Below are 21,834 nucleotides of genomic sequence, written 5' to 3'. Positions count from 1 at the left end.
CGCGCCGTTTAGCGTTGACAGGTTTTAGAGGTATCGGCAGAACCGAAAAACACTGGGACAAAAAAAGGCGCCCCGAGGGCGCCCAATAGATCCTGTGAGAGAGAGGATTTTACTGTTGACCGGCGCTGTACCGGCGCCGGGTGGTGGGATGAAAGCCCCGGCCGTTTACTGGCATGACACCTTGCCCAGTCCCAAAATGAAGGCCTGGTCGTTGGCCAGCGGCGAGTTGAACGGCATTTCGCCGTATTTGCCCGCGGTGGCGCTTACGTAGTCGGCCAGGTCCTGGCCGGCAGCGGTTTTCTGGACACTGATCACATCCCGCGATGCCTGTGAGTAGTTCTGGGAGAGATCGCCTACGGTGCCGGAGGCGTTCAGGATGTCCCGGGATGAAGTCGTATTCAGGTTGCAGGCGCTGTCGGAGAACCACAGGCGCACGCCGTCGGCGCGGAAGTTACCGTCGGTGATATCGCGTGCCAGCTGGGCCTGCAGGCCATCCAGGGATGCATCCAGTGTGTCCCCTTCCATATGTGTTTCGTTCACCAGGAACATATTGTCTTCCCACAATACGCTGGCGCCGACCCGCACACTCAGCACATCTTTGCGGTAGTTCATAAACAGATTGTTGAACATATGCGAAGTGCCGCGGCGGATCAGCGGTACCCGACGGGCGGTATTGCCGAAGGTGAAGTACTTGTCATCGCGGGTGACGAATGCGTTGTGATGCATGGTGGTGGTGATCTGCTCGTTGATGGTCCGGCTGTCGCTGGAACCATGGAGGCTGGAGCGTTTCACATCCGCCACCCGGTTGAAGGAGATGGTGATGTCATGCGCACCCACTTTCACATCGAATGCCGCATCGCCGGTGAGATCGAAGTTGTTCTTGTGAATCCAGATATCGTGGGAGGCGCCGGTGGAGCGGATCATATCCGGGTCCAGGCCGTGGTCCTCGGTGTGTCCCGCACCGCGGAATTCCAGATGGGTGAGAATCACACTCTCGGCGGTCTGGGTGGGAGTGCCGGAGCTGTCCTTGCCGATGGCGAAGCCGCTGAAGCGGAAGTAGGCGTTGCTCAGGCGGCCGTCGATGGTGGTGTTGGAACCGATCACCGGGTTGCGGATGGGCAGGCTGTTGTCGTTCAGGCGGTTGTTGAAGAATTCCGTCAGGCAGGAGTCGCCGGAGCCGAAACCATTGTCGGCGCACCACTGCTGGTAGTCGATACACTGTGCCTCGGTGCCGCCGATGGCGCTCTGTACTGAGGAATCGCCACAGAAATTGCGGTACATGGCGACTTCGGTTTCATTGGCGAAATCGAATTTGTCGAACACGATCCAGTTGTGTTCGTCGCCGGTGATGGCGTCGAGGACCTGCTGCTCCACCGAGCGGCCCTGGGAATCGTTCTTGGTGATCACCGTCAGCACGCTGTTGCCGTTGGGGTCATAGCCGCCGAGTGCGTTCTCGCCGTAACCCACAGCGCGACCCAGGGTCTGCGACAGGCACTCGACAATTTCCTGGTCGGTATCCAGGGTCGCGGAGTCGCGCCAGTTGACATTGGGGTCGGTGGCCAGGGTTTGGCACTCGGTGCTGATACCGGCCGAACTACCGCCGGAAGAGCTGCTGCTGGAAGAAGAGCTGGAGCTGGAAGAGCTGGAACTGGAAGAGCTGGAGCTGCTTGAGGAAGAGCCGTCGTCACTCAGGTTGTAGACCTCGAGTTCGGCTATCTGCGGCGCGCTGCTGGCGCTGTCGATCATCAGGTCGATTTTGCTCATGCTCACGGTGCCGAGGGAAACCTGCCGCTCCGAGCCAATGCCGTTGCCGGAGGCCAGTTGGTCGCCGGTGTCGTGATTCACCAGCCGCCAGTTCTGCGCCGCGCTGCCGATTTCGCGCAGGATCACTGTATTGAAGGTTGTGCTGCTGCCCCATTTCACCGAAACACGCTCGCCGCTGCTGGAGGCGGGCTGCCAGTAGCTGGCCAGGTTGCCGTCGCGCACATTGCCGTAGCTGGAGCCGCTGGCTTTGCTGCTGCCATCGGACCCGGCGCCTATGGCGAGATTGGTCTGCGCCAAAAGGTTGGTAGACAGAAGTAATCCGCCCAGCAATGCGCCGAGCATTACGGACTTTTTCGTGTTGCTGTTCATCTAGTAGTGTTCCGATTTTATTTTGGAAGGTCAGAAGCGTCCGGCAGTTGGCCGCGGTGGGGAAGCCCGCTGGGGGTAACTGGCCGCCGATCATCGCTTAACCGTTGCTTCAGATTTCGGCCTGCCCGATCCTGGAATTGGCAATACCAAAATCAGGAAAAAGGTTAGTCAGGTGGTGAATTTTTGTAAAGTCTGTTATTGGAAGGAATATGCAAATTGGCAGGAAAGCTGAGAGAGTTGCGCGCTGGTGCACGGTAATAGGTTGATTTTCGCGCCAATGGCACAAACGGAATCTGACGTCTAGTCTTCGTAGAGTGGCGTATTTTTCGCCCGGTACCTTACCGATTGACACCGATTGACCAGTAGTTCCGAGAGAGGTAGACCATGACCAAGGCCGCCAAGAGAGAAGTGCACCGGAAAGAGCCCCCGCAGCTCAAAACCCCCACCGCCCTGGGTGAGAACGCAAGAGAGGATATTTCCGCGGCAGTCAATGCCCTGCTCGCCGACACCTTCGCCCTCTATATGAAGACAAAGAATTTCCACTGGCATGTAAGCGGTCCCCATTTCCGGGACTATCACTTGCTGTTCGATGAGCAGGCGGGGGAGATTCTGGAGACGACAGACGAGTTGGCCGAGCGCGTGCGCAAGCTCGGTGGCACCACCCTGCGCTCCATTGGCCACATCGCCAAGCTGCAGCGGTCCTCGGACAATGACGCGGACTTTGTCGATCCGCAGGACATGCTTGCGGAGTTGCGCGAAGACAACCTGACGCTGGCCGAGCGCCTGCGCGAGACCCACGAATTGTGCGACGAGCACCGGGACCTGGGCACCAACAATTTGTTGGAAGAACTGATCGACCAGGCCGAAGAGCGCGCCTGGTTCCTGTTCGAAGCCAGTCGCGAGGGCCCTGTAATTCGACACTGACGGGTGTGGCGGCTGCGATACCAACAAGGAGTAGTATGAGACATCACTGATATGTCACAGCGAGATGACCTTCTGCTCTGGATCGGCGGCCGCTATACCTCCGCCAGTGGCGGGAAATTCTTCGATACCCTGAACCCCGCCACCGGCGAGGTGATCTGCCGGGTCGCCGAGGCCAGCGCCGAGGATGTGGACCTGGCGGTGGAAGCCGCGGCGCGGGCGCAGCCCGAATGGGCCGCCATGGGCGGCGCCGCGCGGGGCCGGATACTGGCGCGGGCCGCGCAGTTGCTGCGCGATCACTGTGACGAACTGGCGCGGCTGGAATCCCTGGACGGGGGCAAGCCGCTGGTGGAGACCCCGGAAGCGGATGTAGGCTCCGCCGCGAACTGCCTGGAATTCTTCGCCGGCCAGGCATCCTCCCTCGCCGGGAAATACCAGCCTGTGCCCGGCGGTTTTTTCTATACCCGCCCGGAGCCCCTGGGTATCTGCGCCGGCATCGGCGCCTGGAACTATCCGCTGCAGATCGCCGCCTGGAAGTCCGCGCCGGCCCTGGCGGCGGGCAATGCGATGATTTTCAAGCCGGCGGAACTGACCCCGCTGTCCGCATTGCGTCTGGCGGAGCTGTTCCGCGAGGCGGGCCTGCCGGACGGGATCTTCAATGTGGTACAGGGGTTTGCCGAAACCGGCCGCGCGCTTACCCGTCACCCGCGCATCGCCAAAATCTCTCTTACCGGAGAGGTGGGCACCGGCAAGGCGGTGATGCGCGACGCCGCCGAGGGCCTGAAGGCGGTGACGCTGGAGCTGGGAGGCAAGTCGCCGCTGATCGTGTTCGAGGACGCCGACCTGGACAACGCCGTGGGCGCGGCCATGCTGGGTAACTTCTACACCCAGGGGCAGATCTGCACCAACAGCACGCGGGTATTTGTGCACGAGTCGGTCAAGGATGCCTTCGCGGAAAAACTGCTAGCGCGCACTGCAAAGCTCAAAGTGGGCGACCCCCTGGACCTGGATACCGACGTGGGACCGCTGATCAGCGCCGAGCATATGCAGAGTGTCCTGAATTACATCGACAAGGGGCGTCAGGAGGGCGGAAAACTACTGCTCGGTGGGAGCAGGGTCAGGGTGCCGGGCTTCGAAGAGGGGAATTTTGTTGAGCCCGCCATCTTCGACGGCCTCGATGACGATATGACCATCGTGCGCGAGGAGATCTTCGGGCCGGTACTGTCGCTGCTCAGTTTCCGCAACGAGGATGAGGTGCTCGCACGGGCCAATGACACCGCATTCGGCCTCGCCGGCGGTGTGTTTACCCGCGATATTCAGCGCGCCCACCGGGTGGCGGACAACCTGGACGCGGGTATCGTGTGGATCAACCACTACAACCTGACCCCGGTGGAAATGCCCTTCGGTGGATTCAAGCAGTCCGGTATCGGTAAGGAGAACAGCCGCCGGGCCTTTGAGCACTATACGCGGCTGAAAACCGTATATGTCGCCCAGGGGGATGTGGAAGCGCCTTATTAATGCGGAATGCGGAATGCGGAATGCGGAATGAACGGGTGCGTGGATGTCCCGGGAACGCGGAGCTCCAGCTCCGCAAGCGGGCCGGAGGCCCGCCTGAATAAAGGTTCGGTCTTCGCCGGTTATTCCGATCGCGGCCAGCGGCGGATGGCCGCCCCGCCACTCCTACAAAATCTTCGAAATTAATTTACTTCGGCGACCGATCCGGTTCCCTTTCTCTCTGGGTATTTTCCCAATTCTCTGCCACATAGCTCTCCGCGGAAGAAGGCTCCAGTAACTTTTTCCCCAGAATATGATCCGCCGCTTTCTCCGCGATCATAATCGTCGGTGCATTGATATTGCCGTTGGTCAGCGTGGGCATGATGGAGGAATCCACCACGCGCAGGTTTTCCACCCCGCGCACCCGGCACTCCGGGTCCACCACTGCCATGTCGTCGGTGCCCATGCGGCAGCTGCCGGCTGGGTGGTAGGCGGTTTCGCAGCTCTCCGCCAGCCAGTTGTCAATTTCGTCGTCGCTCTGCACCTCCGGCCCGGGGGATATTTCGCGGCCGCGGTAGGGGTCCATGGCCTTTTGCGCGAAAATCTCGCGGGTGAAATGCAGGCCGGCGCGGAAGGCCCGCTTGTCCTCTTCGTGGGAAAAATAGTTGAACACCATCTCCGGCGGCTCCTCCGGACTGGTGGATTTCAGTTTTACCCAGCCGCGGCTCAGGGGTTTGTTCGCCCCCAGGTGCACCTGGAAGCCGTGTCCCTTGACCGCGCTGGAACCGTCGTAGGCGATGGCGCCAGCGAGAAAATGATACTGGATATCCGGGTACTTGAGTCCGGCGCGGCTGCGGATATAGCCGTTGGATTCGAAGTGGTTGGAAGTGCCGAGTCCGCGCTTGAAGAACAGCCAGTTGGCGCCGATCCAGGCCTTGGCCAGTGGATTAAGCCAGCCGTTCAGGGTGATTTTCTGCGTGCACTTCTGCTGCACCCAGCATTCCAGGTGATCCTGCAGGTTCTGGCCCACCCCGGGCAGGTCCTGTACCACCTCGATGCTGTGCTCCTTTAAATGCTCCGCCGGCCCTATGCCGGAGAGCATCAGCAGTTTTGGGGAGTTGAATGAGCTGGCGGAGAGGATGACTTCTTTTTCCGCCTTTGCCCTGAAAGTTTTACTGCCCTGACGGTATTCCACGCCCAGGGCTTTTTTCCCCTGCATGATCACCCGGGTGGTGAGCGCATGCATTTTCAGTTCGAGATTTTTGCGCGAGTAGGCGGGCTTTAAATACGCCAGCGCGGTGGAGCAGCGCACGCCGTTGCGCACGGTCATATCCATGCGCCCGAAGCCCTCCTGGCGGTAGCCGTTGTAATCCTCGGTAAAGCCGTAGCCCGCCTGCTCACCCGCCTCGATAAAGGCGCGGTACAGCCGATTTTTCATATTGTTACCGTTGCAGATGGTCAGCGGCCCCTCTGTGCCGCGGTATTCGTCGGCGCCGTAAACGCAGTCCTCGGCGCGTTTGAAATAGGGCAGCACGTCCGCATAGCCCCAGCCGGTCGCACCCTGTTCCACCCACTCTTCGAAATCCCCCGCGCAGCCGCGCACGTACACCATGCCATTGATGGAAGAGGAGCCGCCGATTACCTTGCCGCGGGCCTGGTGGATGCGACGCCCGTGCAGGCCGGGCTCCGGTTCGCTGTAAAAACCCCAGTCGAAGCGCGGCATATTCAACGGAATGGAAAATGCCGTGGGCATTTGGATATAGATGGAATTGTCCTTGCCGCCGAACTCCAGCAGCAGCACGGTATTTTTGCCGTCTTCACTGAGGCGGTTGGCGAGCACCGCACCGGCGGAACCGGCGCCGACGATGACGTAGTCGAATGCGTGGTCGAAACGGATTGCGTTCATTACCGGTTTCCTATGTCGGGCCGGGTTGGCCCTCTTCCCCCGGCGTGCGGGTGGCCCTCTCGCGGCGCGTATACAGATACTGCAGATGGGCTTCGAAGTGATCGACGATATCGCCGATGACCTGGTCTCTGGTGTAACCCATAAGGTTGTAGGTGAGGCCGCCCTCTCGCAGGTGCGGCTCCAGTCGGTAGTAGCTGGAGCGCGGTTTCTCCGCGAGCAGGGTAAAGGCGGGCATGGAGCATTGACGCGGCCACACCTGATAGGTGAAATCCACCTCCTCTCCCAGGTCCACGTCCAGTTTCAGATGCAAATCGTCACCGGTTCCGCCGCTGATCCGGACGGGATAGCCTTTTTCGGTGAGTTCCTCCTTTACCGCCTCGAAGGCCGGCTGCACTTCGCGCTGGATGTACTGCTCCACTTGCTTCAGGGTTGGGCAGCTTATCGCCCGCGACAGCCGCTGGGCCCAGTTGCTGGGGCCTTCCCGGGAGATGGTGCGGCCCGATAGATGGCCGGAGAGGGCCTCCTGCATGCTGGCGGATTTCAGCCCCTCCAGACTCAACGCCCTGTACAGGCTGAGCATGATCAGGATCAGCACAATGGCGAATGGCAGGCCCATGATCACCACCGCGCTCTGCAGCGCTACCAGCCCGTCGGCCATCAGCAGAGCCACGGTCACTATGCCGATGATCGCTGCCCAGACGATGCGCATCCACGGCGGCGCGTCGTGGTTCGGGTCCTTTAGGCGGCTGGTGAGGTTGGACAGTACCAACGAACCGGAATCCCCGGAGGTGACGAAAAACACAATGGACAGGATGGTGACTGAAATCGTAGTAATCAGCACCCAGGGCAACTGTTCCAGGAAAAGATAGATCGCCGAGCCCGGGCGAGCTATCGCCTGCTCGCCGAACGCGGTGGCGCCGCCCATCACCATGTCGATCGCCGAGTTGCCCATGATCGCCATCCACGCGGCCATAAAGGTGAATGGCAGTATCAGGGTGCCGGCGACAAAGGCGCGGATGGTGCGCCCGCGGGATATCCGCGCAAGGAAGAGCCCCACAAAGGGCCCCCAGGCGATCCACCAGGCCCAGAAGAACACCGTCCAGGCGTTCAGCCAGTCGGTGGGCGGGTCGAAGGCGTAGGTGTTGAAGGAGAGCTGCACGAAATGCTGCAGGTAGTCCCCCAGGTTGGTGACAAATGCGTCGAGCAGGAAGCGGGTCTTGCCGCTGACCAGCACGAACAGCATCAGCAGCACCGCCAGCAGCATATTGAACTCCGACAGGCGGCGGATACCCCGCTCCACCCCGGTGGCGGCGGAAATGGCGGAAAACAGCACAATCATCACCGCCAGCGCCGCCTGGGTGGCGGTGCCCTCCGGGATGCCGAACATATAATTGAGGCCGAAGTTGAGCTGGATAATGCCGATGCCCAGGCTGGTGGCCACCCCGAACACCGTGCCCAGCACCGCGGCGATATCCACCGCGTTGCCCACCGACCCGTAGATCCGCTTGCCGAACAGCGGATAGAGCGCGGAGCGGATGGTGAGCGGCAGCCCGTGGCGGTAGCTGAAAAAGGCCAGTGCCATACCCACCAGGGTGTAGACCCCCCAGCCGGACAACCCCCAGTGCAGGAGGGTCAGCTCCATCGCGTGGCGCGCCGCTTCCACGGTACCACCCTCCATCTCCGGGGGCGTCAGGAATTGGGTCACCGGCTCCACGATGCAGTAGAAGATGAGATCGATGCCGATACCGGCGGCGAACAGCATCGCCGCCCAGGTGACCACATTGAACTCCGGCTCCGCGTGGTCCGGCCCCAGCTTGATATCGCCAAACTTGGACACCGCCACCACGATCACGAACACCAGGTAGGCCACCACCGCGAGAAAATAGAACCAGCCGAAGCTGCTGGAAATCCACGACAGCACCAGGCCGATCACCTCGTTGGCCTGCTCGGTAAAAAACATGACCCAGAGGGAGAAGAGCACTATGCCGATCACCGAGCCGTAGAACACCAGCGGCTTGATATGGGCTTCTTCTTCTGTGGCTTTGGACGTCTCTGGTGAGGACTTCTCGGCGTGCATGGCACATTCCTTTGCCGTGATCCGTTGATGGACGCTCATAGGATAGACGACTGGAAATAACGGGTCATTCTTCAGCCTTGTTGTGCACTATATGTAGATCATTAAAGGGATATATGATCTACATATAAGCCAGAAAGCTTTACAGTCGTTGAAATGGATATTAGTGTTCCATCTATAGAGCGTAAAAAGGGTTCATGAATTATGTATGGAGCATTACTCATGCCGAAATCCAGCCCCAGGACCTATTCCAAGCACAGTCAGGCCGCGGTCGCTCTGCTCGGCGAATTGATCCGGGCGGCTCGGATCGAACGCAAAATCCCCGCCCAGGAACTGGCCGACAGGATAGGTATTTCCCGCGGACTGCTGCAGCGGATCGAAAAGGGAGATATGAAATGCGAGATAGGCGCCGCCTTCGAGGCGGCCGACATTTTGGGGGTGGCGCTCTTCGATGCGGACGAGCGCACCCTGGACAACTATGCCCGCCAGGCCCGGGCCCGTCTCGCTCTGCTCCCCAAGGCCGCGCGCAGGCCGGCCAGGAAGATCGACGATGAATTCTGAAAGGCGCTACCGGGAAGCCTATGTATGGATCTGGCTGCCGGGGCAGACCGAGCCCGTTGTTGCCGGGAAGCTGGAAGCGGATCGCGGCCTGGTGCACTTCAACTACGGCCGGAGCTACCTGGACCGCGCCGACGATCCGGTGTCCGCAATACCGATCTACCTGCCCGAGCTGCCGCTCAAAGCGGGGCGAATCTCGCTTCAGGACGATCTCCGCGAACCCGGGTGCATCCGCGATGCCGCACCGGATGCCTGGGGCCAGCGGGTTATTCTGAACAAACTGATGGGCGCCAGGGGAGCCGGAGCCGACACCGCGGAATTGGGGCTTCTGGCCTATCTACTGGAGTCCGGTTCGGACCGGATCGGGGCTCTGGACTTTCAGGCGTCCCCCTCGGAGTACCTGCCGCGGACCGCGGATGGCGCTCCCTTGGAAGAACTGATGGAATCCGCGCACAAGGTCGAACAGGGAATTCCACTTTCCAGCCCATTGGACCAGGCACTTTTTCACGGCAGTTCCATCGGGGGCGCCAGGCCAAAGGTGCTGATACAGGATGAAAGCGGCAAGTATATCGCCAAGTTCTCATCCACCAGTGATCTCTACAACGTGATCAAGGCGGAATATATCGCCATGCGCCTGGCCGCCCTGGCTGGAATTACCACCGCAAAGGTGAAGCTGGTGAAAGCTGTAAACAGGGAGGTGTTGCTGGTCGAGCGGTTCGACCGGGAGAAAACCCCGGCGGGGTGGACCCGTAAAATAATGATTTCCGCCCTGACCCTGCTGGGCCTTGACGCCATGCGCGCCCGCTACGCCAGCTACGCCGATCTCGCCGAGATCGTCCGTCACCGATTCGACAACCCGAAGGAAACGTTGCGCGAACTGTACCGCCGCCTGTGCTTCAATATTCTCTGCGGCAACACCGACGACCACGCCAGGAACCACGCCGCCTTCTGGGACGGCAAGTCGCTGCAGCTCACCCCCGCCTACGATATCTGCCCGCAGTCCCGCACGGGCCAGGAGGCCTCCCAGGCGATGGAAATATCCGGCGGAAACCGGATGAGCTGCCGCAGCGCCTGCGTTGAGGCCGCGGCGCATTTTCAACTGGAGCCCGCGGCGGCGGCAGCCGTGTTTAATGATATGGTGGGAGTGATTGAGGGGGCCTGGAAGGCCGTATGTGATGAAGCAGAGTTGGGAGAAGTCGATCGCAAGTTGCTTTGGGGTAGGCAGTTTCTGAATCCGTTTGCCTTTGGCTGAGTTGTCTCACTTGCAGACTTGTCAGTGCCATACAAACGGGAACGCCTTATTCACCGTTGAAAAGGCGGTCGTCAAATATATCCTGTATGGATTCGACGAGGGTAAGATCGCCGGCACCTGAGTGGTCCGGGTTGAGCAATAGGTTGGTGCAGGCTCCCAAGGGTTTGGCTACCACGCTCGGGACGCGTAGCAGGCAGCATTCCATGAGACTCGAATCCCCTAATTTTTGTATCTCGGCCAGCCTGGGTATGGTGGCCCACCTTTCGTTCGTGCGATTCGCCTGCTCAACCGTGATCTCGCGAGTGAGTAGAGAGTCTGGGGCCTCATAGGCTCCGAGGCGATAATCATCGGGAATGAGCTTTGGGCTGGGCAGATAGTTACCCATTTCCAGCATGGCTGTTGCCGGGCTGTCAGAGAAGTACACGACAGGTGTTCCGGGCAGATTCCAGCGGCCGCCACGGCGGAAACTGGTGCCTTTGCCGCTGAGATCCGCCAGGTAGCGTTCCGGGGCTATCCGGTAAAGCCTCACGCAAAGTCACCGGTAGCGATTCGATCCAAGGCCTCATCCACCATTCTGCGTCCCTGGGCATACCGCATCAGCTCCGCCGGCGTGGCTCCCTCCAGTGCGGGCACCTTACTCTGCATCCAGGCGTTGGCCTTCTCCTGTGTGCCGAAGACCTCCGCGGCGCGAAGCCACAAGCGAACCACGTCCAGAACCACCTCCGCCTGGGACTGGGTGAGCTTCTTCCTTCGAAAGACTCTGCTCAGATTGGATGAGGTCAGCCCCAGAGCATGCTCCAGAATGACCCTATGCATGTGGGACTTCAATACCACCTTCTTGGCATCGGGCCCGGAAATCCCCTTTTGGACGGCTTTCACTTGGGCGGCGGGCGACAAGAAGGTGATAGGGTCTTGGTGCAGAACCTCGGCGGCCTGTTCATAGCTAAGGACGGCGGTCATCACTCTACCTCGTATCCATTGCGCTGATTATCATAATGATAGCTTTTGATGCTCATATTGACAATCATGGTTGCAGCTATACAGATCGCCAGTCCCGAGAAAATCCTCTTCCCTGCCGGCGAGCACTGTTCTACCAGAAGCACTGCCCCTGTGGGCGCTGCTGTGCGCGTACGTGGAGGTGGGGAAAGCAGTCTGATCGCGGTGGCGGATGCCGCGGACCTGGGCGCTCTGGTGCAGATGGACGCAGTTTCACAGTTGGAGGCTGCCGCCTGGACCGGCTGGTGCTAAGGCTTTTTGCTTTGGATTTGGGCCTCCGTCAACTGAAGAAACCATAACTATCTGAAAATTTATGTATTTTCTGCTCTGTCTGGTCAGTATGTGCCCCCAAAAGAGCCCCCGAAAATGCAGGCCTGATGCGAATGAAGATCCAACTTTGTATAAAAAGCGATCGATCGCTCCTCGTCATTAATTGCAATCTACAGTGAAAGGGCTAGGATATCGCCACACAATAATGAGCTGCCAATAGGCGGCCTTTTCTTTCTGATCAAAATTTATCCGGGATGGCTGGCAGGCAGTGATTCGTGGTGGTATGAAAGTGTCTGCAAGTTCCAACGTCGCTGTGACGATGGCTACTTAATAGGGAGCGTGTTCCAAGTGAATTTGTTAGGGATAAGGGTACAGCCTCAAAAGGCGAACTTTGTAGTTGTCGATAGCTCCGGAGAGCAGTCAGAGATCATAAATAGTGAGCTATTAAAAATTCCGGCAGCTTTGGATTTCCCCGAGAAATTAAAATATGTGCGGAATAGTGTGCTGGATATTATTTCCGAATACTCTATCGAAATTGCAGGGATTAGAGTTGCAGAAGGCAACTCTAAGAACCTGAATATAACTAGGCTTCACATTGAGGGGGTGATCCAGGAAGCATTTTCTAGTAGCTCTGTTGGCTCTTACTTTGTGGGAAGAAAAAGTTCAATAGCGTCACGGTTAAACGTAAGCGTGAAAGACCTAGGGAACCTCTGATCAACTCGCCATTCCCTCGGGAATTAACCGGGAGGGTCAAAAAGTCGATCGCTTTATAGTCAAATTTCCGATGTTTTCACGTAATTCTCCCAGTTTTCCTTGCCTGAAGCCCGCTATCCGCGGATTTCAGGCGCACTGCCCCTAGGCGGGCAGGTATTTTCTCCCGATTAACAGGTTGGTGAAGCCTGCCAACAGACACAGGCGTTCGGTATTCTTCTCCAGCCCACGATAGCGTACCTTATCGTAGCCAAACACGCGCTTGATATAACGGAAGGGGTGCTCCACCTTCGCCCGAATTTGAGCTTTGATCTTTTCCATTTTCCGAACGGCGTCTTGTCCGGGAAGGGTTTTCTGCTTGCTCGGTTTAATCGCTATATGCCATTCGACTTCCCGATATTTGAGCTCTTCCCGGTTCTCTGCGCCGGTGTAGCCAGAATCACCCCAAACTCTTTTTTCTTCTCCGTGGAGAACCTGCTCAGTCGCGGTAATGTCATGCGTATTTGCGGCGGTTGTGTCCACGCTATGAATGATTCCCAACACGTCATCGACGCCAATATGCATCTTCATACCAAAATGCCACTGGTTGCCTTTCTTGGTCTGGTGCATCTCTGGATCTCGAGCCTTCTCCCGGTTCTTGGTTGAGCTCGGCGCAGCGATAATAGTGGCATCCACGATACTGCCTTCTCTCAACAGCATGCCATGACTCTTGAGATGGCTATTGATCTCCTCAAATAGCTGGCGACCAAGTTGATGCTGTTCAAGTAGATGGCGGAAGTTAAGGATAGTGGTTTCATCCGGAATTCGGTCTGTCAGTGTCAATCCGCTAAAATGGCGCATGGACTCAATCTCGTAAAGTGAGTCCTCCATCGCGGGATCACTGAGGGCGTAGGACAGCTGCATACAATGGATTCTCAGCATGACCTGTAGCGGGTACGGTTGGCGACCGCGCCCGGCCTTCGGATAAAAGGGCTCGATCTTCGCTTCCAGGCGCTCCCAGGGAACCAGAGATTCCATCTGCTCTAGGAACTTCTCGCGGCGGGTCTTGCGGCGCTTGTTGCGGTATTCGGCTTCGGCAAAGCTGACTTGGTGCATGGCTTGTGCTATTTTCGTTGGCTCAATGCTATTTTACCCCATCTGGCTGGGACTTATTCAGAGGTTCCCTAGAGCAGTTTTTTTCCGGAAAGATGATCTTTGATTTGTTAGGTCGTTGGTCTGAATTAAAAGATTCCAGCTCTCGAGAAGCGGCGTTGGTGGCTATGGGAGCTTTAGGATGATTTTTCCATATCAGAGAGCGCAAGTTTCATTTAAAAAAATTGAGGAAATCGGGCAGGAAGGGCGAAACTCTAGAGTCTACCGCGCCCATGACGAGCACCTTGATGCAGAGCTGGTCATTAAAGAAATAGATTTGAAGGGTAGGGACCCGCGAGAGTTCTTTTCTGAGGCTCAATTGCTTTACCGGGGGGCACACCCGAATATCTTGGAAGTCAAATATGCATGTCTAGATAAAGAAAGAATCTATATAGCGACGCCATTTTATAAAAATGGCTCTTTAAAAAAATTTATGGCGCATAGATTCATAACTGTTCGGGAAATAATCCGTTTTTCAACTCAAATTTTGAATGGATTGCATCATATACACTCTAAGGGTTTGATACATTTTGATGTTAAACCGGATAATGTGCTTCTATCCGACAGAAATGAGGCGCTTCTTTCAGATTTTGGCATGACGAAATTAATGGGTGAGGAGGGGGAGGCAACTCCTAATGGCTTTTATAGCAAGCATGTCCCGCCAGAAGTGTTCTCGGATACGCAGATTTCTTTTGATAATAGATATGACATATATCAAGTAGGGCTGACGATGTATCGGATGTGTGTCGGTGACTGGCAGTTTGATGCCCAGTTTGGTGAATTGATGCGAGGGGTAAAGAGTCAGGATGAGGCCAAAGTAGTGCTTGCGCGTGCCACTAGAAAAGGGGTTTTTCCTGACAGGCGGTCATATCCGCATCATATTCCACGTAAGTTGATTTCTGCTATTAGTAAATGCCTTAAGCCAAATCCTGGAGAGAGGTTTGGGTCGGCAATCGCGGTTGTCAATGCAATTTCTGATATTGATGGACCTATTCTGCATTGGCAATTCGTGCCTGATGAAAAAGTAATGCGCTGGGAGCAGTGTGTTGATGGGGCCAGGAAGGTATTAGAAGTTTGTAATACGAAGCGAGAGTCAAAGGCTTACAGGCATAGAAATGGTGCCGATCCTCGCAGAGTAGCGAAATTTTGTAAAGAAGAAATTTCAGATAAGGAAATTGTGGAGTTCTTAGAGTAATGAAGAAAATAAATGATAAGCCCGGCGTGAATTTTTTGACAAGATCTCAGTTAATAAATCAGAGGCGGAAAAGCTCTGAGCGAGAAACCCTTTCTAAGGGCTTTTCCGTTGAGCATGTAAAAGGTGGCCCCGCTTTGGATTTTACAAAGGGTCAGCACTTTGAATTGTGTTTAAAGTAAATTTTTTGAGTTATTGTTAAGTCGCAAATTTAGAGTTTCTCTTGGGTTGTGCTAGGTCTAGGGGCTCAACGAGAATTGCAAAAAACATAGCAGACTGCATGTTTGGCACGCGGGTGAATCACCTTCTGAGAGGAGAGGCGTGCCTGATGGAGCCCCTCGGAACTACCGCCAGACAATGGCACTTGAGTTGGAATTCTGGCCTGCCTAGGCCCAGTTTGCCTGGCAGCTAAATTGTTAGCAAGCGTTGTAAAGCGGCATTGTCGCAGGCTCAAAGTGCGACTTCACTAATGGAATAAGGAAACAGTGGCGCCAGATCGTATTCGAGTTCTGCAGCGCGTAACTTGATTTGTTGAAGCTTCTCTTCAAGGTTGCCGCCTTGCCTGTTTAAGGTTTCCTGTCGACTTTTCAGTTTGTCCGCCTTGGACAGAATTTCCTCTATCCCAAGTTCTAGGCGCTTCCGGAATCTAGCATCATAGGCGGGGCCGATTCCTGCATCGGCCCATGAATACCAAAGATAAAGGACAGCGATGCAGGATAAGGTTATCGTCGTTCCGGTTGCGAGCGTCTTTTTTCCTGAAAAGAACAAGAATAAATAAATGGCTGGAAGTGCTACGGCCGACGCAACTGCCACCCATTTTCTTCGGGTGCGGGCCAATTTTCGAGCCCTGTCTTTGGCTTCTTGAGCGGCCTCTTCAGCAACCCTTTCAATACGAGAAATTTCTTCTTCTGCCTCTTGTAGCTGTCTTTTTAGCGATTGGCTTTCGGCCTGGTCGCTGCTCGCCAGTCGAGATTCTAGCTGCGCGAGCTCGCTTTGAAGCTTGATATAGTTGGCAATTTTCTCTTTGTGTTCAGTGAGCTGTTCAGCACGATGCCGGATGTAATACGCCTTCGCTTTTCTCTCGTCGAAATCGGAAAAAGCGTGGGCCTTGGTCCAGAGTCCTTGCAGGATCGCGCCGTTTTCCACTTCCTGGGCAACCAGGCTATAGATCAGTTCGTCATCGTGGGTGTGCAGGTTCAGCTTGGCATGTAGTTTTTTTAAAATATTCATAGTTTGGGCACTGGCTGCTCTATCTGTTTTTCAATTTACCCATAAGGCCATCGTTGATGGCGATACCTAAGGATATTTTCAGTAGGTATCATCAGCCTGCGATGGCTTTTACGCTGGCCCTTTTCCGTCGCGTTTTCTTTCCCGGCTTGGCCATGGCCTGGATGCGCTCCAGCAGCAACGCCGCGCTGTTGTCGCCATTGATCAGATTCGGATTGTCCCGGCGCCACTGCTCGGTGAGTTCACCGCGGAAGGCCTTGGCGAGAATGGACTGGGTGAGGTCCCCCTGTGTCAGGATAGTTGTCGCCTCTACTGAACCGAAGAAGCCAAGACAGGGGGCGGTAAAGAGGAGCAAATGCCCCGTTATTCCACAGAACGCAAAGCCTCAGTGTTGAAGAAGCTGCTGCCGCCGGAGAACCGGCCCATCCCGGACGTCGCGGCGGAAGAAGGCATCAGCGAAGGCACCCTGTACAATTGGCGCCAGCAAGCCAAAGAGAAGGGTATACCGGTGCCGGGTAGTGGTAAACAGAGCGAAGATTGGTCGGCGGAAGCCAAGTTCGCGGTCGTCGTTGAAACCGCCAGCCTCAGCGAAGCCGCGCTGAGTGAGTATTGCCGCAGCAAGGGGCTGTACCCGGAGCAGGTACAGGCCTGGAGGGCGGCCTGTATTCAAGGCACGTTGACCGATGCCGAGCGCCGCAAACAGGAGCGGGAAGAGGCGCGGCGGGCCAAGAAGCGCATCAAGGAGTTAGAGAAGGATCTTCACCGAAAGGAAAAGGCCCTCGCGGAAACGACAGCGCTGCTGGTGTTGAGAAAAAAGCTGAATGCCCTCTGGGGAGAGGACAGCGGGGAAGAATGACCCCGGCCCCGGAGCGGCGTCAACTGATTGGGTGGATAGAAGAGGCTGTGGCTGCGGGTGCCCGCAGAGGCCGGGCCTGTGCGGAGGTTGGGATCAGTCTGCGGACCCTGCAGCGCTGGACTGCCCAGGGGGCGCCGCAAGAAGACCGGCGACCCGATGCACAGAGGCCAGAGCCACACAACAAACTGGCGGAAGAGGAACGGCAGGCGATCCTGGCCGCGTGCAACAGTCCGGAGTTTGCCAGCAAGCCACCGGGCCAGATAGTGCCCACGCTGGCGGACCGCGGCGAGTATATTGCGTCAGAATCGAGCTTCTACCGAACGTTAAGGGATGCGGACCAACTGCATCATCGCGGACGGTCGAAGTCCAGGAAGAAACGCAAGGCCCCCGCCACCTTTGTGGCCGAGGCGCCCAACCAAGTGTGGACCTGGGACATCACCTATTTGCCGTCATCGGTGAAGGGGCTGTATTACTACCTGTATCTGGTGGAAGACATCTATAGCCGTAAGGGCGTGGTCTGGGAAGTACACGAGAGCGAGTCCGGCGAACATGCGGCGGTGCTGATACAGCGGGCTATGCTGCGGGAGCAGTGTTTTTGCAGTCCCCCGGTATTGCACTCCGACAACGGCGCGCCGATGAAGTCGCAGACCTTGCAGACCAAGCTGTACGATCTGGGCATCCAGGCTTCGCACAGTCGCCCACGGGTGAGCAACGATAACCCCTACTCGGAATCGTTGTTCCGCACGGTGAAATACTGTCCACGCTGGCCCTCGGAGGGCTTTGCTTCACTGGACGAGGCGAGGCAGTGGGTAGAGAGATTTATGCACTGGTACAACCACGAGCATCTGCATAGTGGCATCAAGTATGTCACCCCGGCGGACAGGCATGACGGCAAGGATGTGGCCCTATTATCCGAGCGGGAGAAAGTCTACAAGCTGGCGAGGGAAAGAAATCCATCGCGCTGGTCTGGAGAGACAAGGGACTGGACACCGGTTGGTGCAGTGGCCCTAAATCCACAGAAAGAAGAACCAGAAACCAAAGTCGCAGCGTAACGAAAAAAGGCGACAACTATCTTGAAAAACGCCGAGGTGGTCGACCCGCGCCAGGGCGTTGTTAACCTGTTTTTCGATGGTGTCGGCGTAGGTGAAGAGTTGCTCGACCTGCTGTACGATTTTTTCTTGTTCCTCGAGTGATGGAATTTTGACCGGGAATGCTAAAATTTGCTTGCCGCTGATGTGAGGGATGTCGCTGCCCGTTTGATTTGGCTGTATGTAATTTGTAAACGCCAAATCGCTTAGTAGAAGGTATAAGTAATCTGCTGAAAGATCGGAAAAATCTTTAAATCGTGCGACTCGTTGAACAAGAACGCATGGGAGATCGATTGGTTTCACTCGGCCTAGCTTCAACCCCGTTGAGATTATCGGGCGGTCCATAGCCAGGATAACGTCATTTTCGCGAAGGAAAAGGTGTGAAAACTCATCAAGTTTCTGCTCAGGAAAGTACTTTGTCTCTTTCCACTTTAGTGCGCCAGGTTCAATGTTTTGGCCTCTAAGTAGGCGAATCCCGGTGTCAGTAAACTCTTTGCTTTTGAAGGCATGGCCCACATCGATCGCCACGAAATCTTTCAAAGCCCCTGCTTTAGATGCGAATTCTGACCGCCCGCGCCAATCCTCCGTCAGTTTGCCGGTAACTGCTGTCGCCAGCACAGACTGCCGGAAGCGCTTAAGGATCTGGGGGATGCGCTCGAGGCGGGCTTTGGTGTTTTCCACCTGGACTAGCAGGGTGTCGAGTTTGTCGGCGATGACTTTTTGTTCGGCTATTGACGGTAAAGCAATTGGGGCTTTGGAAAATTTTCCTTTGTTAATAATGGCAACCGTTGTTGCTGAAGCCTCAGATTCGAGCCATGGTTTCAATGTGCACAATTGATGATATAGGAATCTATAATCCAGCAGTTTGCTTGGGATAATAGAGTTTATCTGCTGATTCGTGGCTGAAATCGAAGTAGTAATGCCGACTTTTCCCAAGTTCCCAATACATGTGACAGCGATAGAATATTCTGGCAGTGTAGGAACGGAGCTGGCTCCGTTTTTAGTTAAGCTGTCAGCGGTATGCCGTATGTATCCTCCAGCATCCAAGTCGCCCGGTTTTATAAAAGGTATATCTCCCCCAAAGTTATCTGGGTTCTTCGTGCTGGGGGTTTTTCCAGTGACGATTTGACCAAGCTCGTGTAATTCAGTTGTGCACCATCCCGCCGAGAGCTTTTTGCCGGCCATTACTTAACCTCACCCAGCATTTCACCAAGCAATACCTTTTGAGCATCTGCCTCCTCCCCGGCCCCCAGCTCCCGCATCAGACCGTCCAGCTCTCCCAGTGCCTGCACCAGCTCGCCCATCGCTTCACCGGCTAGTACGGCAGGTTCTGGCAGGTTCGCCGCGTCCACGCTGTCGGCGTCCTTGAGCCAGCTGATATCTAGCGAGTCGCTCTTGTGCTCGGCGATCCACTCGCGGCTGAAGCATCGCCAGCGGCTGTGCGCCAGTCGCTCGTCCACGTCCTGATTTTCGTCGGCTCTCTGGGCTTCGGGCGCCAGATCGATCTCCTCGGCGCCGAAGCTCCACTCGCCTTCGCTGCGCTTGCTTGTGCCGTCCGCTTTCTTGCCGTACACGGTCTCGAACGGCTTCAGGTGCAGCTCGCCGAACGGGGTGCGCTTGCCGAAGCTCGGCATATTGGTGCGCAGGTCGTAGACCCACACATTCTCGGTGCTGTTTTCTTCCTGAAGCTTGTCGGTGGCACTGCCCTTGGTGAAGAACAGCACATTGGTCTTCACCCCCTGGGCGTAGAAGATGCCGGTGGGCAGGCGCAGGATGGTGTGCAGATTGCACTTGTGCATCAGGTCGCGGCGCACCTCGGTGCCGACGCCAGCTTCGAACAGCACGTTGTCCGGCAGTACCACCGCGGCGCGGCCGCCGGGCTTCAGGTTGCGGTAAATATGCTGCAGGAAGGCCAGCTGTTTGTTACTGGTCTTGTAGGTGAGGTCGTCGCGGGTGATGCTGGCCTCGCCGCCCTTGGCAGTGCCGAACGGTGGGTTGGCGAGGATAATGTCGGCTTTGGGCAGGCTGGCACCGACCTGGCCGAGGGCGTTGCCCAGGTGCACGACGCCCTCTTCGTCGCCTTCCATACCGTGTAGCAGGCAGTTCATCAACGCCAAGCGGCGGGTTCCGGGTACCAGCTCGATACCGACAAAGGCCTGGTTCTTCTGGAATTTCTGTTCCCGGGGCTTCAGGTCGAACAGCTCGTCGGTGTTGTCCTTGATATAGCGGTCGGCGGCGATCAGGAAGCCGGCAGTGCCGGCGGCCGGGTCCTGAATCACTTCACCCGGCTGAGGCTGGATACAGCGCACCATGGAGTTGATCAGCGCACGCGGGGTGAAGTACTGGCCGGCGCCGGATTTGGTTTCGTTGGCGTTCTTCTGCAGCAGTCCCTCGTAGAGGTCGCCGAGGCCGTCTTTCTGTGCGCTGAACCAGTCGATCTGGTCGAGGGATTTGACCATCTGCTCCAGGTGGCGCGGTTCGCGCAGGCGGGTCTGGGCGTCGGCGTAGATGGCGCTGATCAGCGGGTCCTCGTGCACGACGTTGCCGTAGCCGTCCTTGCCGGTGGAGAGTGTCAGCAGTATGCGCTTGTAGTCGTCCAGCAGGTTGATACCGGACTTGCCGTTGAGATCGCTCCAGCGGCAGCCCTCCGGCAGCGGGTGCTTATGCAGGGTGCCGGCCTCGGTGTTCTCGTGCACCATTTTGATAAACAGCAGCAGCACCAGCTCGGTGACGTAGTCCGAGTAGTTGATGCCGTCATCCCGCAGCACGTCGCAGAGGTTCCATAGTTTCTGGACGATGTCGTTGTTGGTCATTGGGTACCTATCAAACTTTTGAATTTGGGGGCGCTCAGGCCTGCTCGATGAGCAGGGCGCAAAGGGATTGGTTGATGTAGTAATTGCTGCGGCCGACCTTCTCCTTTATGAGAAAGCCGTATTCCACCAGCTGGTCCAGATACTTGGTGGCGGTGATACGGGTGACATCCAGATCTTCCACCACATATTCGATCTTGGTGTAGGGGTGCTTGAACAGGTTGTTCAGCAGCTCCTGCCGATAGATCTTCGGCAGTTCGTCGCGCATGCGGTGCTTGTAGGCACCCATCAGCTGTTTCATCTGCTGGATCAGGGTGATGGTGGCCTGTGCTGTATCGATGACACCGTCGAGCATGTAGATTAGCCAGGGCTCCCAGTCGCCGGTATCGCGCACTTGCTGCAGCTGGTGGTAGTAGCCGCCCTTATTGCGGATAAAGTAGCGACTCAGATACAACACCGGCAGGTTGAGCAGGTCCTGCGCCACCAGGTACAGGATATTCAGGATACGCCCGGTGCGACCGTTGCCGTCATAGAAAGGGTGAATGCTCTCAAACTGGTGGTGGATGATGGCCATCTTCACCAGCGGATCGGCGTCGCAGAGGTCGTTGTCGTTGATGTATTCCACCAGGTTGGCCATCAGCAGCTCGATCTCTTCGGCGTGCTGCGGCGGCGTATAGACCACTGCACCGGTGCGGGCATTTTTCAGGTCGGTGCCAGGCAGGCGGCGCAGGCCCGCGTTATTGCGCTCCAGGTGCTGCTGTACCGTCAGTATGTCGCCCAGGCGGATAACCTTCTGCCGGCGCACTACTGCAAAACCCTCGCGCAGGGCATAGGCGTAGTCCTGCACTTCCTTGGTGGCGGGGGTAACTGCAGCTTCGGTCAGCAGGCTGGCTTTGTAGAGTTCATCGTGGGTGGTGACGATATTTTCGATCTCGGAGCTGTCTTTGGCTTCCTGCAAACTGAGGGTGTTGATCAGGATTGCCTCGTTGGGGATGGTGGCGGCGACCCCTTTCAGTTCGGCCAGATAGCGGTGTGCCTCCGCGGTCTTCTTGAGCACGGCCCGGGTTTCCAGTGCCTCTATGTCGCTGAGCGGTAGCTTGGGGATCGTGTGATTGCTCATGTCCGGCGTCGCAGGCTCCAGGGAGGTGTCAAAAGGGCTAAATATCGGCAGTCCGGGAGAGGCTATGCATATCCGTCCCGACATGTATAACAATC

The 21,834-nt window shown here is 56.8% G+C and carries 19 protein-coding genes; 8 read left to right on the top strand and 11 right to left on the bottom strand.

Annotated elements, in window-relative coordinates; genetic code table 11:
- Positions 1-165: 165 nt before the first annotated feature.
- Positions 166-2,133 (bottom strand): pectate lyase, encoded by a 1,968-nt coding sequence (locus PP263_RS13125; protein ID WP_308363975.1) that lies wholly within the window; start codon positions 2,131-2,133, stop codon positions 166-168.
- 384 nt (positions 2,134-2,517) lie between these two features.
- Here PP263_RS13125 and PP263_RS13120 point away from each other — a divergent pair, with 384 nt between their 5' ends.
- The gene (locus PP263_RS13120; protein ID WP_308363974.1) at positions 2,518-3,057 is read left to right on the top strand and encodes a DNA starvation/stationary phase protection protein; all 540 of its coding nucleotides are present in this window, start codon (positions 2,518-2,520) and stop codon (positions 3,055-3,057) included.
- A 51-nt stretch (positions 3,058-3,108) separates the two neighbouring features.
- Positions 3,109-4,572 carry a betaine-aldehyde dehydrogenase gene (betB, locus tag PP263_RS13115; RefSeq protein WP_308363973.1) on the top strand — a complete coding sequence of 488 codons (1,464 nt, stop codon included), beginning with the start codon at positions 3,109-3,111 and terminating at the stop codon, positions 4,570-4,572.
- 184 nt (positions 4,573-4,756) lie between these two features.
- Here the strand turns inward: betB and betA are convergent, their stop codons facing one another.
- Positions 4,757-6,454 (bottom strand): choline dehydrogenase, encoded by a 1,698-nt coding sequence (gene betA / locus PP263_RS13110; protein WP_308363971.1) that lies wholly within the window; start codon positions 6,452-6,454, stop codon positions 4,757-4,759.
- Positions 6,455-6,464: 10 nt separating this feature from the next.
- A complete protein-coding gene (betT, locus tag PP263_RS13105; RefSeq protein ID WP_308363970.1) occupies positions 6,465-8,531 on the bottom strand; it encodes a choline BCCT transporter BetT in 2,067 nt (688 codons plus the stop codon).
- Between the two features lie 219 nt (positions 8,532-8,750).
- On the opposite strand from betT, the gene PP263_RS13100 reads away from it, so the two are divergent.
- Together PP263_RS13100 and PP263_RS13095 are read left to right on the top strand one after the other, a co-directional pair.
- Positions 8,751-9,089, top strand: coding sequence for a helix-turn-helix transcriptional regulator (locus PP263_RS13100; protein ID WP_308363969.1), 339 nt, complete (start codon positions 8,751-8,753; stop codon positions 9,087-9,089).
- Positions 9,079-10,338 carry a type II toxin-antitoxin system HipA family toxin gene (locus PP263_RS13095; protein ID WP_308363968.1) on the top strand — a complete coding sequence of 420 codons (1,260 nt, stop codon included), beginning with the start codon at positions 9,079-9,081 and terminating at the stop codon, positions 10,336-10,338. The genes PP263_RS13100 and PP263_RS13095 overlap by 11 nt, the downstream gene beginning before the upstream one ends.
- Positions 10,339-10,384: 46 nt before the next feature.
- Here PP263_RS13095 and PP263_RS13090 read toward each other — a convergent pair whose 3' ends face one another.
- Together PP263_RS13090 and PP263_RS13085 are read right to left on the bottom strand one after the other, a co-directional pair.
- Positions 10,385-10,867 carry an RES family NAD+ phosphorylase gene (locus PP263_RS13090; RefSeq protein ID WP_308363967.1) on the bottom strand — a complete coding sequence of 161 codons (483 nt, stop codon included), beginning with the start codon at positions 10,865-10,867 and terminating at the stop codon, positions 10,385-10,387.
- Positions 10,864-11,298, bottom strand: a complete 435-nt coding sequence (locus tag PP263_RS13085) for an antitoxin Xre/MbcA/ParS toxin-binding domain-containing protein (RefSeq protein ID WP_308363966.1) — start codon at positions 11,296-11,298, stop codon at positions 10,864-10,866. The genes PP263_RS13090 and PP263_RS13085 overlap by 4 nt, the downstream gene beginning before the upstream one ends.
- Before the next feature lie 162 nt (positions 11,299-11,460).
- On the opposite strand from PP263_RS13085, the gene PP263_RS13080 reads away from it, so the two are divergent.
- A complete protein-coding gene (locus PP263_RS13080) occupies positions 11,461-11,586 on the top strand; it encodes a hypothetical protein (protein ID WP_308363965.1) in 126 nt (41 codons plus the stop codon).
- A 366-nt stretch (positions 11,587-11,952) separates the two neighbouring features.
- Positions 11,953-12,318 carry a hypothetical protein gene (locus tag PP263_RS13075; protein ID WP_308363963.1) on the top strand — a complete coding sequence of 122 codons (366 nt, stop codon included), beginning with the start codon at positions 11,953-11,955 and terminating at the stop codon, positions 12,316-12,318.
- A 141-nt stretch (positions 12,319-12,459) separates the two neighbouring features.
- Here the strand turns inward: PP263_RS13075 and PP263_RS13070 are convergent, their stop codons facing one another.
- On the bottom strand, positions 12,460-13,410 hold the full coding sequence (locus PP263_RS13070) for an IS5 family transposase (protein ID WP_308363961.1): 951 nt from the start codon (positions 13,408-13,410) through the stop codon (positions 12,460-12,462).
- Between the two features lie 178 nt (positions 13,411-13,588).
- Between PP263_RS13070 and PP263_RS13065 the strand changes: the two genes are divergently transcribed.
- Complete coding sequence (locus tag PP263_RS13065) at positions 13,589-14,641, top strand: serine/threonine-protein kinase (RefSeq protein ID WP_308363959.1); 1,053 nt, start codon at positions 13,589-13,591, stop codon at positions 14,639-14,641.
- Positions 14,642-15,088: 447 nt separating this feature from the next.
- Here PP263_RS13065 and PP263_RS13060 read toward each other — a convergent pair whose 3' ends face one another.
- Together PP263_RS13060 and PP263_RS13055 are read right to left on the bottom strand one after the other, a co-directional pair.
- Positions 15,089-15,868 carry a hypothetical protein gene (locus PP263_RS13060; protein WP_308363958.1) on the bottom strand — a complete coding sequence of 260 codons (780 nt, stop codon included), beginning with the start codon at positions 15,866-15,868 and terminating at the stop codon, positions 15,089-15,091.
- Between the two features lie 91 nt (positions 15,869-15,959).
- Positions 15,960-16,220: a hypothetical protein gene (locus PP263_RS13055; protein ID WP_308363957.1), complete on the bottom strand. Its 261-nt coding sequence runs from the start codon at positions 16,218-16,220 to the stop codon at positions 15,960-15,962.
- Here PP263_RS13055 and PP263_RS13050 point away from each other — a divergent pair.
- Positions 16,221-17,773, top strand: a protein-coding gene (locus PP263_RS13050) for an IS3 family transposase (protein WP_308363956.1) whose coding sequence is annotated in 2 segments (ribosomal slippage) — positions 16,221-16,674 and positions 16,674-17,773 — 1,554 coding nt in all. Because the reading frame shifts where the segments join, the coding sequence is not laid out codon by codon here.
- Here PP263_RS13050 and PP263_RS13045 read toward each other — a convergent pair.
- Genes PP263_RS13045 through PP263_RS13035 form a run of 3 tightly spaced genes read right to left on the bottom strand, consistent with a single transcriptional unit; the run spans position 17,729 to position 21,739 of the window.
- Positions 17,729-18,994, bottom strand: coding sequence for a restriction endonuclease subunit S (locus PP263_RS13045; RefSeq protein ID WP_308363954.1), 1,266 nt, complete (start codon positions 18,992-18,994; stop codon positions 17,729-17,731). The genes PP263_RS13050 and PP263_RS13045 overlap by 45 nt on opposite strands.
- Positions 18,994-20,622: an N-6 DNA methylase gene (locus PP263_RS13040; RefSeq protein ID WP_308363953.1), complete on the bottom strand. Its 1,629-nt coding sequence runs from the start codon at positions 20,620-20,622 to the stop codon at positions 18,994-18,996. Before PP263_RS13040 ends, PP263_RS13045 begins: the two co-directional genes overlap by 1 nt.
- A gap of 34 nt (positions 20,623-20,656) precedes the next feature.
- Positions 20,657-21,739 (bottom strand): Fic family protein, encoded by a 1,083-nt coding sequence (locus tag PP263_RS13035; protein WP_308363952.1) that lies wholly within the window; start codon positions 21,737-21,739, stop codon positions 20,657-20,659.
- Positions 21,740-21,834 lie beyond the last annotated feature (95 nt).

The sequence above is a fragment of the Microbulbifer sp. TB1203 genome, assembly GCF_030997045.1.
Classification (GTDB): domain Bacteria; phylum Pseudomonadota; class Gammaproteobacteria; order Pseudomonadales; family Cellvibrionaceae; genus Microbulbifer.
The sequence above is the reverse complement of the archived record's forward strand: the minus strand, read 5'-3'. Positions and strand labels throughout refer to the sequence as shown.